The sequence below is a fragment of the Pseudomonas sp. AMR01 genome, assembly GCF_041946035.1.
Classification (GTDB): Bacteria; Pseudomonadota; Gammaproteobacteria; order Pseudomonadales; family Pseudomonadaceae; genus Aquipseudomonas; species Aquipseudomonas antarctica_B.
Genome location: NZ_JAUTYR010000060.1, coordinates 1 through 15,738 on the forward strand (window position 1 = coordinate 1; position 15,738 = coordinate 15,738).

Consider the following 15,738-nt stretch of genomic DNA (forward strand, 5'->3'; position numbering starts at 1 on the left):
TTTTTTTCTCTAGTTTGGGGCGGGGGGGGGTGGTGCCCCCCCCCGCGCCCACCACACCCCACACCCCCCCCCCCCCCCCCCCCCCCCCCCCCCCCCCCCCCCCCGCTCCCACAGTTTTGACCGAGCAAGGCTTCAAGATTTTCACAAGTCTGCCTCTCTCCCGTCCAGGCCATTACCTCAGGTCAGTCAATTTCATAACGCACCGACAGCGCGCCTTTCTTCTCCGACACCGCCAGAATCGTCACCCGGCCCAACTCGCTTAGTGCCTGCACGTGCGTTCCACCGCATGCATAGGCCGCCAACGGGCCGAACCCGACTTTACGCACGCCATCGTCCAGCACCATATGCCGGCGGTAGTCGGCCGCAATCCATTGGTCAACTTGCGTTTGAATTGACTCGGCATTCATAACCTGTGGAGCCTCCCCGCGAATGAACGTGATTTTGCCTTCACCCGGCCAGTGATGGGCCTTGATTGGCATCCAGCCTAGCGCTTCGCCGGCGCTACCGATTAAATGCCCGGCCGAGTGCAGGCGCGTATGCAGTGTGCGCCGTTGCTCATCGACTCGGGCCGTTGTCAGGCCGGGCTCCACGGGTTTATCCACGTAGTGCACCACGCGATCCGCCTCTTGGGTGACGCGCAAAACCTGGCTATCACCTAGCCAGCCTGTGTCAAAAGGCTGGCCACCGCCCTGAGGATGGAAGATGGTTGATCGCAGCGTTACTGCGAACTGGTCCTCATGCGGCGTGCAGCTCAGCACTTCAAGGTCGGCAGTCAGGTGGTCGTGGGTAAAAAACAGGCGCTCGGTCATAGTTACATCCGTATCAGGGTTCTGCGGGCAGTATAAATTGTGCGTGGATGGGTGATAATCCGTTCAACTATCAATGGACCTGTGCGCTATGAGCATCAATCTTCCTTTGCCGCTGCTGGGTGAAATGGCGATTTTCGTCAAGGTGGTGGAAACCGGCAGCTTCTCCGAAGCGGCGCGGCAGCTGAGCGTTTCACCTTCGGCGGTGAGCCGCAGTATCTCGCGCCTGGAACAGGCCCTGGCTACGCGTTTGCTGCAACGCACCACGCGCAAGTTGCGGTTGAGTGAGGGCGGTGAAGAGGTGTTCAAGCGTTGCCAGGAGATGGTCAACGCGGCGCGCTCGGTGATGGAGATCAGCGGCCAGTTCAACCATGAAGCCGAAGGCCTGGTGCGGGTCAGCGTGCCTAAGGCGGTAGGGCGGTTTGTAGTGCATCCGCATATGCCCGAGTTCTTGCGGCGCTACCCCAAGGTCGATGTGCAGTTGATCCTTGAGGACCGGCATGTGGACCTGATTGATGACAACGTCGACCTGAGCATCCGCATCACCGACAGCCCGCCGCCGGGTTTGGTAGGGCGGCAGTTGTTGCCGATTGAGCATCTGCTGTGCGCCACGCCGCAGTACCTGGCCGAACAGGGCGCGCCGAGTCATCCCCATGATTTGCTCGAGCACAGTTGCATCTACCTCGGCGAAACGCCGGGGGATTCACGCTGGAAGTTTCGCCAGGGCGGCAAGACTGTGACGGTGGGCGTGCGCGGGCGGTATGCGGCGAACCACACGGGCGTGCGGCTGGATGCGGTGCTGCAGAATGTGGGCATTGGCAGCCTGCCGTATTTCACCGCGCGCCATGCCCTGGAGGAGGGGCGCTTGGTGCAGGTGTTGCCGGAGTGGGACTTTATCGCGTCATACAGTGGCGAGGCGTGGCTGCTGCATTCGCCGACGCGGTATCTGCCGCCGAAGTTGCGGGTGTTTATTGATTATCTGGTGGCGTGTATGGCGAAGGAGCCGACATTGCGCCGACGGTAGGGTAAGACTGCGGTAAAAACTGTGGGAGCGGGCTTGCTCGCGAATGCGGTGTATCAGTCAATAAAAATTTCGACTGAAAGTGCGCATTCGCGAGCAAGCCCGCTCCCACATTTGGATCGTCATAGGTCTGAAAGATCAGTGCTTGCTCTGATCCAGCGGCATCGCCAGCAGTTGCTTTTCCTGGTTCCAGTCGAACGGTTCGTCGTTCTGTTCGGCTTCATACCGGCGCTCTTCCAGGGCCTGGTACAGGTCGAGCTCATCGTCGGGCATGAAGTGCAGGCAGTCACCGCCGAAGAACCACAGCAGGTCGCGCGGTACCAGGTGGGCAATTTGCGGGTAGCGCAGGATGACCTGACTCATCAGGTCCTGGCCAAGGTACTGACTTTCGATCGGGTCGATCGGCAGCAGGGCGCGCAATTCGTCGAAACGCTCCAGAAACAGTGTGTGGCTTTCCTCGGGAACCTGTTCGGCTTCGCCGACGGCAACCAGGATGCTGCGCAGGTGGTCGAGCAAGACGAGATGATCGGCAACGACGTTGGACACGAGATAAGTCCTCTAAAGCAAAAACGGGCGCGAGAGTATATGCCTCTCGCGCCCGTATTTATATGACCGCGGGTATCAGCGGACTTTACCCTCAGACTGAGTCAGCTCCTCCTTGCTGAAGTCATCCACGTCGATCACCTTGCGCCGCGCCGCTTCTGCGTCACGCAACATCTGCGCTTCGGCCGGTTGCAGCACTCCGGCGTGCAGCGCGGCATCAATAGCATGCTCGCCGGCAGTCGGTTTGACCTGGCCGCTTTTCAGCGCGCTGTGCAGTTTTTTCTGCAGTGGGTGGCTGGCGCCGAGCAGGTCGTAGGCATGTTGCAGCGCGCCCACCGGATCCTCCGCCGATTGCGGGCGGTAGCAGCCGGCCAGCAGTTCTTCCAGGGTCGGATCGCCCTTGGCACGGCCGATCACTTCGGCCACTCGTGCGTCCAGTGCATCGGACGGCCCGGTATGACGGCGACCGAACGGGAACACGATTACCCGCAGCAAGCAACCGAGGATCCTGTTGGGGAAGTTGCTCAGCAGCTCATCCAGCGCGCGCTCCGACTCGCCAAGGCTTTCTTCCATGGCCCAGGCGAACAGCGGTTCGAGGTGGTCCGGCGAATCCAGGTCGTGATAACGCTTGAGCGCCGCCGACGCCAGGTACATGTGGCTCAGCACATCCCCGAGGCGTGCCGACAGGCGTTCGCGACGTTTCAACTCGCCGCCCAGCAGCATCATGCTCAGGTCAGCCAGCAGGGCGAACGCGGCAGCCTGACGGTTCAGCGCACGGAAATAACCCTGGCTCAAACGGTTGCCCGGCGCTTGCTCGAAGCGGCCAATGCCCAGGTTCAGCACCAGCGTGCTGGCGGCGTTACTCACCGCGAAACCGATGTGTTGCATCAGCAGGCCGTCGAACTCTTTCAGTGCCTGATCGCGGTCTTCGCGCCCGGCCAGGGCCATTTCCTTAAGTACAAACGGATGGCAGCGGATGGCGCCCTGACCAAAGATCATCAGGTTGCGCGACAGAATGTTCGCGCCTTCCACAGTGATGAAAATCGGCGCGCCTTGCCAGCTGCGGCCCAGGTAGTTGTTCGGGCCCATGATGATGCCCTTGCCACCGTGCACGTCCATGGCGTGGCTGATGCACTCGCGGCCGCGCTCGGTGAGGTGGTACTTGAGAATCGCCGATAGCACCGAGGGCTTTTCCCCCAGGTCTACGGCGTTAGCGGTGAGCATGCGCGCGCTGTCCATCAGCCAGGCGTTGCCGCCGATTCGCGCCAGGGCTTCCTGAATGCCTTCGAAGGCCGACAGCGGCACGTTGAACTGTTCGCGCACCTGAGCGTACTGGCCGGTTACCAGGCTGGTGAACTTGGCGGCGCCGGTGCCGACGGCAGGCAGCGAAATCGAACGGCCGACCGACAGGCAGTTCATCAGCATCATCCAGCCCTTGCCGAGCATTTCCTGGCCGCCGATAAGGAATTCCAGCGGAATGAACACGTCCTTGCCCGAGTTGGGGCCGTTCATGAACGCGGCGCCCAGCGGCAGGTGACGGCGGCCGATTTCTACGCCAGGGGTGTCGGTTGGGATCAGCGCGAGGCTGATGCCCAGGTCTTCTTCATCACCCAGCAAATGGTCCGGGTCATGCGCCTTGAACGCAAGGCCAAGCAAGGTCGCGACCGGGCCGAGGGTGATGTAGCGTTTTTCCCAGTTCAAGCGCAGGCCGAGGGTTTCCTTGCCTTCCCATTCGCCTTTGCAAATCACGCCGGTGTCGGGCATGGCGCCGGCGTCGGAACCGGCCAGCGGGCCGGTCAGGGCAAAGCACGGGATATCGTCGCCACGCGCCAGGCGCGGCAGGTAGTGGTTGCGTTGTTCATCGGTGCCGTAATGCAGCAGCAATTCGGCCGGGCCGAGGGAGTTGGGCACCATTACGGTGGATGCCAGGTCTCCGCTGCGGGTCGCAAGTTTCATTGCGATCTGGGAGTGGGCATAGGCGGAGAAGCCCTTGCCGCCGTATTCCTTGGGGATGATCAGGGCGAAAAAACCGTGGGTCTTGATGTGCTCCCAGGCGGCGGGCGGCAAGTCCATGGCCTGGCCGATTTCCCAGTCGCTGACCATCGCGCAGAGCTCTTCGGCAGGGCCGTCGATAAACGCCTGCTCTTCTTCGGTCAGTTGCACCTTGGGATAGGCCAGCAACTTGTCCCAGTCGGGGCGACCGCTGAACAGTTCGCCGTCCCACCACACAGTGCCGGCGTCGATGGCGTCGCGCTCGGTTTCGGACATTGGCGGCAGGACTTTCTGGAACCAGCTGAACAGCGGCTTGGTGAAGTATTGGCGGCGCAGGTCGGGCAGCAGCAAAGGCAGGGCCACGGCCGCGATCAACAACCAGAAAATCAGCAGCAGCCACCCCGGTGCGTGGCTCCAGGCACCCATCGCCAGCAGGTAAACGGCGACCACGCCCAGGGCGGGCAGGGGCGCGGTGCGGCGGTGTGCCAGGTAGGCAATGCCGACCACCAGAACCAGTATCCACAACAACAGCATATTCAATCCTCCGTGAAACCAGGGGCGAAATCACCATGCAGCTTAGTCGTCATCCGAACAGGCGCGGTGATCAGGGTGTAACGAGATTTGGCCGAATCGTCGTTATCTCCCCGGCCGGCCTGTCGTAAAACTCAAGGCTTCCTTCGGAGATAAAGCTCATGGACACGTACCTGAGTCCCAGCCGCTTCATCGATAGTGACACCCCTGGGGTGGTGGAGTTCGACGAAAAACATCGCAGTGCCGGTACGGATTTACGTGACCAGGCAGTCAGTCTTTATTACCGGTGCGTGAGGCGATTGGCTAAAACCCATACACCTTCGGAGAGTGATTTAAGCGGCGGATGAACCGGCGTATGCTCCTGCGTTCATCAAGCCATCTTCATCAACAATAAGGCGCGGTCATGCTGAAGATCTGGGGTCGTAAAAATTCGTCAAACGTCAGGAAAGCACTGTGGTGCGCCGAGGAACTCGGCCTGGACTATGAAGCAATTGATGCGGGCGGGGCTTTTGGTGTGGTCGACACGCCGCAGTACCGAGCGTTGAACCCCAATGGCCGGGTACCGATGATCGAAGACGGCGATTTTGTACTGTGGGAGTCCAACACCATCGTTCGCTACCTCTGCGCCAAACAGGCATCGAGCTGGTACCCGAGTGACCTCAAAGCCCGCGCCAACGCTGAGAAGTGGATGGACTGGACCACCTCGACCCTTGCCGAACCCTTCAAGGCGGTGTTCTGGGGCATTTTGCGTACCCCGCCTGAAAAGCAGAACTGGGACAGCATCAACGCCGGTCGCCAAGCCTGCATTGATGCTCTCGGCACCGTCGACAAGGCCCTTGCCGAACAGCCTTACTTGTCCGGAAACGAGATCGGCATGGGTGATATCCCGCTGGGCTGCTTTATCTACGCCTGGTTTGAGATGCCCATCGAACGCCCTGCAATGCCCCATCTAGAGGCCTGGTACCAGCGCCTGCAACAGCGCCCGGCCTATCAAAAAGCGGTTATGACCGCGTTGACTTAATACCCACTATTAATACGGGCGACTGTACTTGTGCGGCGCGGGCAAGCACCATGCTTGTCATGCGCCGCCGTTGAACTACGTGCGCTGCGCCCTCATCTACTCTTTCTATTCCCTTCTTTGGTGCGTATTCCGATATGAGTTCCGCTCTGTCCATCCGGCAGCTAACCAAAACCTACGGCAACGGTTTCCAGGCCCTGAGTGGTATCGATCTGGACGTTGCCGAAGGTGATTTCTTCGCCTTGCTCGGCCCCAACGGCGCCGGCAAATCCACCACCATCGGCATCCTCTCGACTCTGGTCAACAAGTCCAGCGGCTCGGTGAATATCTTTGGTCATGACCTGGACAAATCCCCGGCGGCGCTCAAGCGTTCCATCGGCGTGGTGCCCCAGGAATTCAACTTCAACCAGTTTGAAAAGACCTTCGACATCGTCGTGACCCAGGCCGGTTACTACGGCATCCCGGCGAAAGTCGCCAAGGAACGCGCCGAGCAATACCTGACCCAACTGGGTTTGTGGGACAAACGTGATGTGCCTTCGCGCTCACTGTCCGGCGGCATGAAGCGGCGTTTGATGATCGCCCGTGCGCTGGTGCATGAACCGCGCCTGCTGATCCTCGATGAGCCAACGGCTGGTGTGGATATCGAGCTGCGTCGCTCGATGTGGACCTTTCTCACCGAGCTGAATGAGAAGGGCATCACCATCATCCTCACCACCCACTACCTGGAAGAGGCTGAGCAGCTGTGCCGCAACATCGGCATCATCGACCATGGCACCATCGTCGAGAACACCAGCATGCGTAACCTGCTGGGCCAGTTGCATGTGGAAACCTTTTTGCTCGACCTGAAAAACAACCTGTCAGTGCCACCGCAGTTGCTCGGCTACCCGAGCCGTCTGTTGGACAGCCACACCCTGGAAGTGCAAGTGGATAAGGCCATGGGCATCACTGCGCTGTTTACCCAGTTGGCGACTCAGAACATTGAAGTGCTGAGCCTGCGTAACAAAACCAATCGCCTTGAGGAGTTGTTTGTGTCCCTGGTGGAGAAAAATCTGGCGAAGGTGGCGGTATGAGTTCCGAACTGCAACCCAACCTCGTCGCGCTGCAAACCATTGTCTACCGCGAAGTGAAACGCTTTACCCGGATCTGGCCGCAAACGTTGCTGCCGCCGGCGATCACCATGGTCCTGTACTTTGTGATCTTCGGTAACCTGATCGGCCGCCAGATCGGTGACATGGGTGGTTTCACCTATATGGATTACATCGTGCCGGGCCTGATCATGATGTCGGTGATTACCAACTCCTACGGCAACGTGGTCTCAAGCTTCTTCGGCAGCAAGTTCCAGCGCTCTATCGAAGAACTGATGGTGTCGCCGGTATCGCCGCACACCATTTTGATCGGCTACACCGCCGGTGGCGTGCTGCGTGGCTTGATGGTCGGTGTGATTGTGACGCTGCTGTCGCTGTTTTTTACCGACCTGCAGGTGCATCACCTTGGGGTCACCATTCTGGTGGTGGTGCTGACGGCGACGATCTTCTCGCTGCTGGGGTTCATCAACGCGGTGTTTGCGCGCAACTTTGATGATATTTCGATCATTCCGACCTTTGTACTCACGCCGTTGACGTACCTGGGCGGGGTGTTCTACTCAATCACTTTGCTGCCGCCGTTCTGGCAGACGGTGTCGCTGGCCAACCCGGTGCTGCACATGGTTAACGCCTTCCGGTATGGCATTTTGGGTGTGTCGGACATCAAGATCAGCGTGGCTATCACCTTCATGCTGGTGGCCACCGTGGTGCTGTATATCGGCTGTGCGCGGTTGCTGGTAAGTGGGCGCGGGATGCGCACTTAAGCGCGAACCTTAACGCGGTCAAACATGTGGGAGCGGGCTTGCTCGCGAAGGCGGTGTGTCAGTCAACTTATAGGGTGACTGACACACCGCCTTCGCGAGCAAGCCCGCTCCCACATTGGGTTTTGTGTAGGGCTTCTAGCGCTTCAGCGCCAATTCGATCAGCTCATGCAGCTCTTCCACCTGCAGCGGCGCGCTGGCAAACAGAATCCTGAATACCGTCGGCGCTGCCACCAGGTTGGTCAGCCGATCAACCTGGGGCAGGGGCTGACCGTTGTCGGCATATCGATCAAGGATGGTCTGCAACTGCCCGGCAAGCAGTGTCACGCAATACCCCGGAGTCAGGCTGCATTGCACATCGCGCATCATGTTGCGGCCCGGCTCTGAACTCATCTCATCCAGATATTGCTCGGCCCAGGCCCGCAAGTCACCGCGCAGGCTGCCGGTGCTGGCTGGCTCACTGTCCGGTCGTAAACGTTCCAGTGCCACATCCGCCAGCAGCGCAGACAAGTCGCCCCACCGTCGATAAATGGTGGAGGGCGTAACCCCCGCGCGCGCAGCGATCATCGGCACAGTGACACTGGAACGCTCTTGGGTTTCCAGCAGTTCGCGCGCGGCGTTGTGCACTGATTCCTGGACCCGGGCACTGCGGCCCCCCGGGCGAAGGCCTTCTTTAATTGCCATGCACAAAACCTTAACACAAAGAATTTGCTTTAAGCGCATTCAGGTCGCACACTCCGCAAAAGCGAAATATTAGCTTTAGCGGAGTCTGCCCATGTCCAGCGCCATTTCCCAACGGTCCAGCCTTACATACCTGGTAATCACCGTGCTGACCTTTCTCGCCGCGTCCAGCGCGCCGACGCCGCTGTATCAGGTCTATCAGGACAACCTGCATTTTTCCGCAGCAATGCTGACGGTGATCTTTGGCGTCTACGCCGTGAGCCTGCTGGCGGCGCTGCTCACCGTGGGTTCGCTGTCGGATTACGTCGGCCGCAAACCGGTGATCTTCGTCGCGTTACTGCTGAACATTGTGGCGATGCTGCTGTTTATCACCGCGGATTCTACCGCCCACCTGATCGCCGCGCGTGCCCTGCAAGGGTTCGCCACGGGGATGGCGACGGCGGTGCTGAGCGCAACGCTGCTCGACACCGACCGCGTGCGCGGCCCGATGCTCAATAGCCTGGCGCCGCTGTTGGGCATGGCCGCGGGCGGCTTGGGCAGCGGGCTGCTGGTGGAATTCGCGCCCCGGCCGACTCAGTTGATCTACTTCGCAATGCTCGGGTTGATGGTGCTGCAAGCGCTTCATGTATGGCGCTTGCCAGAAACCGTCAGCCGCATTCCGGGTGCCTTGAAATCACTGGCGCCGACCCTGCATGTGCCCGTGCAAGCGCGCCGCGCCTTGTGGCTGGCCATGCCGCTGAACGTGGCGGTGTGGGCGCTGGGCGGGTTCTTTTCATCCCTGGCGCCTTCGTTGGTGAAGGCGGCCACCGGTTCGACTTCTCACCTGATCGGCGGCGTCCTGATTGCGGTGGTGACATTGAGCGGTGCCGTGATGATCTACAGCCTGCGCAATCGGCCGGCGGATAAGGTCATGCGCCTGTCGGCGGCACTATTGGCATCGGGTGTGGCCTTGTTACTGGTCGCCGTGCAGAGCGCCAGCCTGCCGCTATTCTTCGTCGCCAGTGTGGTTGCAGGTTTTGGTTTCGGCGGTGGTTTCATGGGCAGTATTCGCAGCATCGTGGGCTTGGCGTTGCCCCATGAACGGGCCGGTTTGATGTCGGCGTTCTACGTGCTGAGCTACCTTGCGTTCTGCCTGCCGGCCTTGTTGGCGGGCAACCTGAGCCGGGTTTTTGGCTTGATTGCTACCACGGACGGCTACGGTGCCGTGTTGATTCTGCTCGCCTTTGGCGCCCTCGGCGGGCTGCTGTTACAGCGTTCGGAGAGCGGCAAAACAGCAACTTAATAGCTTATATAGGCAAAACAGATAACAGTTAGAGATATTACCCGTTATATAGATATTCGATGGAGTTCTACCATGGTCCCAACCTCATGCGAGGAAGAGGATTGCCATCATGACCTGCTCGAATACCATCAGTTACAAACCTTTCAGTCACCTGACCCGTCCACGGGAAGTGATTCGCCAGTTCACCCCCAACTGGTTCGCCGCAACCATGGGCACCGGCGTGTTGGCGCTGGCTTTGGCGCAATTGCCGGTCAATCTGCCCGGCGTGCACGCCGTTGCCGAAGGGCTGTGGTTGTTCACCGTTGGGCTGTTTGTGGTGTTCAGCGTTCTGTACGCCGCCCGCTGGGTGATGTTCTTCCACGAAGCGCGGCGGATCTTCGGGCACTCCACGGTTTCGATGTTCTTCGGCACCATTCCCATGGGCCTGGCAACGATCCTCAATGGCTTGCTGTTGTTCGGCCTGCCGCGCTGGGGCAGTGGCGTGGTGCCGCTGGCCGAAGCCTTGTGGTGGCTGGACGTGGCAATGGCGCTGGCTTGCGGTGTGTTGATCCCGTTCATGATGTTCACCCGTCAGGAGCACAGCATCGACCAGATGACCGCCGTATGGCTGTTGCCGGTGGTCGCAGCCGAAGTGGCTGCCGCCAGCGGTGGCCTGCTCGCGCCGCACTTGGTGGACGCGCATTCGCAACTGGTGATGTTGGCGACCAGCTATGTGCTGTGGGCCTTTTCGCTGCCGGTGGCGTTCAGCATCCTCACCATCCTGATGTTGCGCATGGCCCTGCACAAACTGCCTCACGCCAATATGGCCGCGTCGAGCTGGCTGGCCCTTGGCCCAATCGGCACCGGCGCCCTGGGCATGTTGCTGCTGGGCGGCGATGCGCCTGCGATTTTCGCCGCCAATGGTTTGCCCGGTGTCGGTGAGATAGCCAGCGGCCTGGGGCTGATAGCGGGTATTACCCTGTGGGGCTTTGGGTTGTGGTGGATGCTGATCGCGGTGTTGATCACCCTGCGTTACTTGCGCGCTGGCATCCCGTTCAACCTTGGCTGGTGGGGCTTTACGTTTCCGTTGGGGGTGTATGCGCTGGCCACGTTGAAGCTGGCGAACGTGTTGCATCTTGGGTTCTTCAGCGTGTTCGGCAGCGTGTTGGTGCTGGCGCTGGCGCTGATGTGGCTGATCGTCGCCAAGCGCACCGTGCAGGGCGCCTACAAAGGTGAGCTTTTTGTTTCACCTTGCATTGCAGGGCTAGCGAATAAGTAATCAGGATTAGGTAAAGTCGTGGCCTGACAATTTATAAGCCTTCAGGCCACGCAGGAACACGGACGATGAGCCACCCCTCACAATTCACCTTGCTGCGCACGCGGCGCTTCTTGCCGTTTTTCATCACCCAGTTGCTGGGCGCCTTCAACGACAACATCTTCAAGCAATCGCTGATCCTGGCAATCCTCTACAAGCTCACCATCGACGGCGATCGCTCCATTTGGGTCAACCTGTGTGCGCTGCTGTTCATCCTGCCGTTCTTCCTGTTCTCGGCGCTGGCCGGGCAGTTTGGCGAGAAATTCAACAAGGACGCGCTGATCCGCGCGATCAAGGTCGGCGAGATCGTGATCATGTCCGTGGGCGCCGCAGGCTTCCTGTTCAATCACCTTGAGCTGATGCTGCTGGCGCTGTTTGCCATGGGCACGCACTCGGCGCTGTTCGGCCCGGTGAAATATTCGATCATGCCGCAGGCGCTGCACGATGATGAGCTGGTCGGTGGCAACGGCCTGGTGGAAATGGGCACGTTCCTGGCGATTCTGGCCGGCACCATCGGCGCCGGCATCATCATGTCGTCCACCCATTACGCGCCAGTGGTGGCGGTGGCGATTATCGGCGTGGCGGTGCTGGGTTATCTGGCCAGCCGTAGCATTCCCCGCGCGGCAGCTTCGACGCCAGGGTTGCGCCTGAACTGGAATATTTTCAGTGAGTCCTGGGCCACCTTGCGCCTGGGCCTGGGGCAGAAGCCAGCCGTGTCGCGTTCCATCGTCGGCAACTCGTGGTTCTGGTTTGTCGGCGCGATCTACCTGACGCAAATCCCGGCTTACGCCAAGGAATGGTTGTACGGCGATGAAACCGTGGTGACGCTGATCCTCACCGTGTTCTCGGTGGGCATCGCGCTCGGCTCGATGCTGTGCGAAAAGCTCTCCGGGCGTAAAGTGGAAATCGGCCTGGTGCCGTTCGGCTCGTTTGGCCTGACCGTGTTTGGACTGCTGCTGTGGTGGCATTCCGGCGGCTTCCCGCAGAACGTTCAGGCCAACGACTGGCTCGCGGTACTCAGCTATGGCCAGGCCTGGTGGGTGCTATTCGATATCCTTGGCCTGGGCGTATTCGGCGGCTTTTATATTGTGCCGTTGTACGCGCTGATCCAGTCACGCACCGCCGAAAACGAGCGCGCGCGGGTAATCGCAGCCAACAATATTCTCAACGCACTGTTCATGGTGGTCTCGGCCATCGTGTCGATCCTGCTGCTGAGCGTGGCCAAGCTGTCGATCCCCGAATTGTTCCTGGTGGTGTCTCTGCTCAATATCGCGGTCAACACCTACATCTTCAAGATCGTCCCCGAGTTCACCATGCGCTTCATGATCTGGCTGCTCAGCCATTCCATGTACCGCGTGGAGCACCGCAACCTCGAGCTGATCCCGGACGAAGGCGCAGCTTTGCTGGTGTGCAACCACGTGTCGTTTGTCGATGCATTGTTGATTGGCGGCGCGGTGCGTCGGCCGATTCGCTTTGTCATGTACTACAAGATCTACCGTTTGCCGGTGCTGAACTTTATCTTCCGCACCGCCGGGGCTATTCCGATTGCCGGGCGCCACGAAGATATTCAGATTTACGAAAAGGCCTTCACGCGCATTGCGCACTACCTGAAGGAAGGGGAGTTGGTGTGCATCTTTCCGGAAGGCAAGTTGACGGCCGATGGCGAGATGAATGAGTTTCGTGGCGGGTTGACGCGGATTCTGGAGGAGACGCCGGTGCCGGTGATTCCGCTGGCCTTGCAGGGGTTGTGGGGAAGCTTTTTCAGCCGCGATCCGAACAAGGGAATTTTCCATCGGATCTGGTCGCGTGTGGTCCTGGTGGCGGGTGAGCCGGTGGCGATGGACGCCGCGACGCCTGCGCAGTTGCAGGTGGTGGTGGCTGGTTTGCGGGGGAGTGTCAGGTAGATCTGCACTGGATGTGCTGGCCTCTTCGCGAGCAAGCCCGCTCCCACATTTTGATTTGTGAACACATTCAAAATGTGGGAGCGGGCTTGCTCGCGAAGGCGGTAGTGGCCTAAGCGCTGATCTTGAGCCCAATCAGCCCGCAAATAATCAACGCCACACTCGCCAACCGAAACAGCGCCATGGATTCCCCAAACAGGACAATCCCGGCAATCACCGTGCCCACGGCTCCCACACCCGTCCAAATCGCATAGGCGGTGCCCAGCGGCAGTTCTTTCATCGCCAGCCCCAGCAGCCCAAGGCTGATGGCCATGGCGGCGATTGTCAGGGCGGTGGGCAGTGGTTTGCTAAAACCGTCGGTGTACTTCAAACCAACCGCCCAACCGACTTCAAACAACCCGGCAAAAAACAGAATGATCCAGGACATGCTGACCCTCCTTCCAGAAGTGGGGCCGTCCCCGGATTAAGCGCTTGAGAGCGTCGCAGGGTCGTCCCCGCGAAGCTCGGTAGAGTGGCAAATATTGATCATGCGATCAAGTTTACGGCGTGGTTTCCAATGCGCGACGGTCTTCCTTTTCGCTCATGCGGCGGAAGTAAGTCGACAGCAATGCCCCGGAAATATTGTGCCAAACACTGAACAGCGCACTTGGCACCGCCGCCAGTGGCGAAAAGTGCGCACTCGCCAATGCGGCACCCAGCCCGGAGTTTTGCATGCCCACTTCCAGCGCCAGCGACTTGCGCTGTGCCAACGGCAGCTTGAACAGTCGACCGGTGAAGTAGCCCAGCAAATAACCAAAGCTGTTGTGCAGCATCACCACGGCCATGATCAAAAGGCCTGACTCGGCGATCTTCGCCTGGCTCGCCGCAACCACTGCGGCGACGATGATCACAATGCTGACCACCGACACCAGCGGCAGCACCTCGACTGCATGGCGCACCCGAGCGCCAAGCACACGTTGCGCGACCACACCCAGCACGATGGGCAACAGCACCACTTGCAGAATTGACCAGAACAACTCCATGAACGACACCGGCAGCCAGGCCGACGCCAACAGCCAGATCAGCGCCGGGGTGAGCAGCGGGGCGAGGAGGGTGGTGACGGCGGCAATCGCCACCGACAGCGCCAGGTCGCCTCGGGCCAGCCACGTCATCACGTTGGACGAGGTGCCGCTCGGGCAGCAACCGACGAGGATCACGCCCACGGCGATTTCCGGCGGCAGGTGGAAGGCCTGGCAGAGCAGCCACGCCACGCCCGGCATGATCACGAAGTGTGCAACCACGCCCAGTGCCACGCGCCACGGATGGCGCGCGACTTCGGCGAAGTCTTCAAGTTTGAGGGTCAGCCCCATGCCGAACATCACCAGGCCCAACAGCGGCACGATGGCGCCCTTGAGGCCGATGAACCAGCCGGGCTCAAGGAACGCGAGCACCGCGAAGATCAACACCCAGTAGGCGAAGGTATTGCCGACAAAGCGGCTCAGGGCGGCGAGTGCGCGCATGGGAAATGGCCTTTGTTATTGGAATTTTGAAATTGTAAATGCGATCAAATGTGGGAGCGGGCTTTTGTGGGAGCCGGGCTTGCCCGCGATGCAGGCACCTCGGTCTTCATCTGGATCGAGGTGATGCTATCGCAGGCAAGCCAGCTCCCACACTGACCGTGCCCACACAAGACAGAGGGGTGCTATCAAATACCCTGTGGGGTTTCTTCGCCGCCCAGTGCTTCCACCAGCGCCGGGATGAACTCGCCGAAGGTCAGCATCATCAGTGTGAAGCTGGCATCCAGTTGGCCCAGCGCTTCCTCACCACCGTCCTGTTCCGCCTGATCCTGCAGCAGGTCTTCGAACTTCATGCGCTTGACGGTCATCTTGTCGTCGAGCATGAAGGACAGCTTGTCCTGCCAGGCCAGCGACAGTTGGGTCACGACTTTGCCGGTGGTCAGGTGCAGCTGGATTTCTTCGCCGGTCAGGTCCTGGCGTTTGCAACGCACGATGCCGCCGTCTTCGTGGGTGTCGCGCAGTTCGCATTCGTCGAGGACGAAGAAATCATCGGCCGGCTTCTGGGTGGTGACCCAGTCGGTCATGATTGCAGTTGGCGCGGTTTTCACGGTGAGTGGGCGTACCGGCAAGGTGCCGATCACTTCACGCAGGGTCGACAGCAGGTCTTCAGCGCGTTTCGGGCTGGCCGAGTTCACCAGAATCAGGCCCTGTTTCGGCGCGATGGCGGCGAAGGTCGACGAGCGACGAATAAACGCGCGCGGCAGGAAGGCCTGGATGATTTCATCCTTGATCTGGTCGCGTTCCTTTTTATAGACCTTGCGCATTTGCTCGGCCTCGATCTCTTCGACCTTCTCTTTCAGTGCGTCACGCACCACGCTACCCGGCAGGATGCGTTCTTCCTTGCGCGCGGCGATCAGCAGGAAGTCACCGCTGACGTGAACCAGGGGAGCGTCTTCACCTTTACCAAAAGGTGCGACGAAACCGTAAGTGGTCAACTCCTGGCTTGCACAAGGGCGCGCCAGTTTGGTGGCCATTGCAGTTTCCAACGCCTCGGCATCAACAGGCAGATCTTGGGTCAGGCGATAGATAAGCAGGTTCTTGAACCACATGGGGTGAGTCTCTCCTTTATACAAAGGGGGGCATTATTCTCTTGATAACGCCTGAGGCCAACCCTGCCTAAGCCATTGGAAGGCCTCAAAAAAAAGATTTAAAAAAGTGCTTGCCAGACATAGGGTCGCTCCGTAGAATGCGCGCCACACCGAAACGAAGGGTGATTAGCTCAGCTGGGAGAGCGTCTGCCTTACAAGCAGAATGTCGGCGGTTCGATCCC

14 protein-coding genes and 1 pseudogene are annotated in these 15,738 nt (G+C 59.9%); 8 read left to right on the forward strand and 7 right to left on the reverse strand.

The window, feature by feature from the left end:
• Positions 1 to 182: 182 nt before the first annotated feature.
• Entirely contained in the window at positions 183 to 809 is a 627-nt protein-coding gene (locus Q7C20_RS25720; protein WP_375071047.1) for an alanyl-tRNA editing protein, read from the reverse strand.
• 88 nt (positions 810 to 897) lie between these two features.
• Between Q7C20_RS25720 and Q7C20_RS25725 the strand changes: the two genes are divergently transcribed.
• Complete coding sequence (locus Q7C20_RS25725; RefSeq protein WP_375071048.1) at positions 898 to 1,830, forward strand: LysR family transcriptional regulator; 933 nt, start codon at positions 898 to 900, stop codon at positions 1,828 to 1,830.
• Positions 1,831 to 1,965: 135 nt separating this feature from the next.
• Here Q7C20_RS25725 and Q7C20_RS25730 read toward each other — a convergent pair whose 3' ends face one another.
• Positions 1,966 to 2,373, reverse strand: coding sequence for a PA2817 family protein (locus Q7C20_RS25730; RefSeq protein WP_375071049.1), 408 nt, complete (start codon positions 2,371 to 2,373; stop codon positions 1,966 to 1,968).
• Positions 2,374 to 2,448: 75 nt separating this feature from the next.
• Complete coding sequence (locus Q7C20_RS25735; RefSeq protein ID WP_375071050.1) at positions 2,449 to 4,896, reverse strand: acyl-CoA dehydrogenase; 2,448 nt, start codon at positions 4,894 to 4,896, stop codon at positions 2,449 to 2,451.
• 158 nt (positions 4,897 to 5,054) lie between these two features.
• On the opposite strand from Q7C20_RS25735, the pseudogene Q7C20_RS25740 reads away from it, so the two are divergent.
• The 4 genes and pseudogenes from Q7C20_RS25740 to Q7C20_RS25755 form a co-directional block, all read left to right on the forward strand.
• Positions 5,055 to 5,197 (forward strand): annotated as a pseudogene (locus Q7C20_RS25740) (cysteine protease); the annotation flags it as partial.
• Between the two features lie 99 nt (positions 5,198 to 5,296).
• Entirely contained in the window at positions 5,297 to 5,914 is a 618-nt protein-coding gene (locus Q7C20_RS25745; protein WP_375071051.1) for a glutathione S-transferase family protein, read from the forward strand.
• Between the two features lie 134 nt (positions 5,915 to 6,048).
• Entirely contained in the window at positions 6,049 to 6,981 is a 933-nt protein-coding gene (locus Q7C20_RS25750; RefSeq protein ID WP_375071052.1) for an ABC transporter ATP-binding protein, read from the forward strand.
• Positions 6,978 to 7,757 carry an ABC transporter permease gene (locus tag Q7C20_RS25755; RefSeq protein ID WP_348061931.1) on the forward strand — a complete coding sequence of 260 codons (780 nt, stop codon included), beginning with the start codon at positions 6,978 to 6,980 and terminating at the stop codon, positions 7,755 to 7,757. Before Q7C20_RS25750 ends, Q7C20_RS25755 begins: the two co-directional genes overlap by 4 nt.
• Positions 7,758 to 7,892: 135 nt before the next feature.
• On the opposite strand, the gene Q7C20_RS25760 is transcribed toward Q7C20_RS25755, so the two are convergent.
• Positions 7,893 to 8,438 (reverse strand): TetR/AcrR family transcriptional regulator, encoded by a 546-nt coding sequence (locus tag Q7C20_RS25760; RefSeq protein WP_375071053.1) that lies wholly within the window; start codon positions 8,436 to 8,438, stop codon positions 7,893 to 7,895.
• A gap of 91 nt (positions 8,439 to 8,529) precedes the next feature.
• Between Q7C20_RS25760 and Q7C20_RS25765 the strand changes: the two genes are divergently transcribed.
• From Q7C20_RS25765 to Q7C20_RS25775, 3 genes are all read left to right on the forward strand, one after another.
• On the forward strand, positions 8,530 to 9,717 hold the full coding sequence (locus Q7C20_RS25765; RefSeq protein WP_375071054.1) for an MFS transporter: 1,188 nt from the start codon (positions 8,530 to 8,532) through the stop codon (positions 9,715 to 9,717).
• A 109-nt stretch (positions 9,718 to 9,826) separates the two neighbouring features.
• A complete protein-coding gene (locus Q7C20_RS25770; protein ID WP_375071055.1) occupies positions 9,827 to 10,975 on the forward strand; it encodes a TDT family transporter in 1,149 nt (382 codons plus the stop codon).
• A gap of 65 nt (positions 10,976 to 11,040) precedes the next feature.
• Complete coding sequence (locus tag Q7C20_RS25775) at positions 11,041 to 12,915, forward strand: MFS transporter (RefSeq protein ID WP_375071056.1); 1,875 nt, start codon at positions 11,041 to 11,043, stop codon at positions 12,913 to 12,915.
• Between the two features lie 109 nt (positions 12,916 to 13,024).
• On the opposite strand, the gene sugE is transcribed toward Q7C20_RS25775, so the two are convergent.
• From sugE to rdgC, 3 genes are all read right to left on the reverse strand, one after another.
• The gene (gene sugE, locus Q7C20_RS25780) at positions 13,025 to 13,339 is read right to left on the reverse strand and encodes a quaternary ammonium compound efflux SMR transporter SugE (RefSeq protein ID WP_065939898.1); all 315 of its coding nucleotides are present in this window, start codon (positions 13,337 to 13,339) and stop codon (positions 13,025 to 13,027) included.
• Positions 13,340 to 13,451: 112 nt separating this feature from the next.
• A complete protein-coding gene (locus Q7C20_RS25785) occupies positions 13,452 to 14,411 on the reverse strand; it encodes a bile acid:sodium symporter family protein (RefSeq protein ID WP_348061929.1) in 960 nt (319 codons plus the stop codon).
• A gap of 185 nt (positions 14,412 to 14,596) precedes the next feature.
• Positions 14,597 to 15,517 carry a recombination-associated protein RdgC gene (gene rdgC, locus Q7C20_RS25790; RefSeq protein ID WP_375071057.1) on the reverse strand — a complete coding sequence of 307 codons (921 nt, stop codon included), beginning with the start codon at positions 15,515 to 15,517 and terminating at the stop codon, positions 14,597 to 14,599.
• Between the last annotated feature and the right edge of the window lie 221 nt (positions 15,518 to 15,738).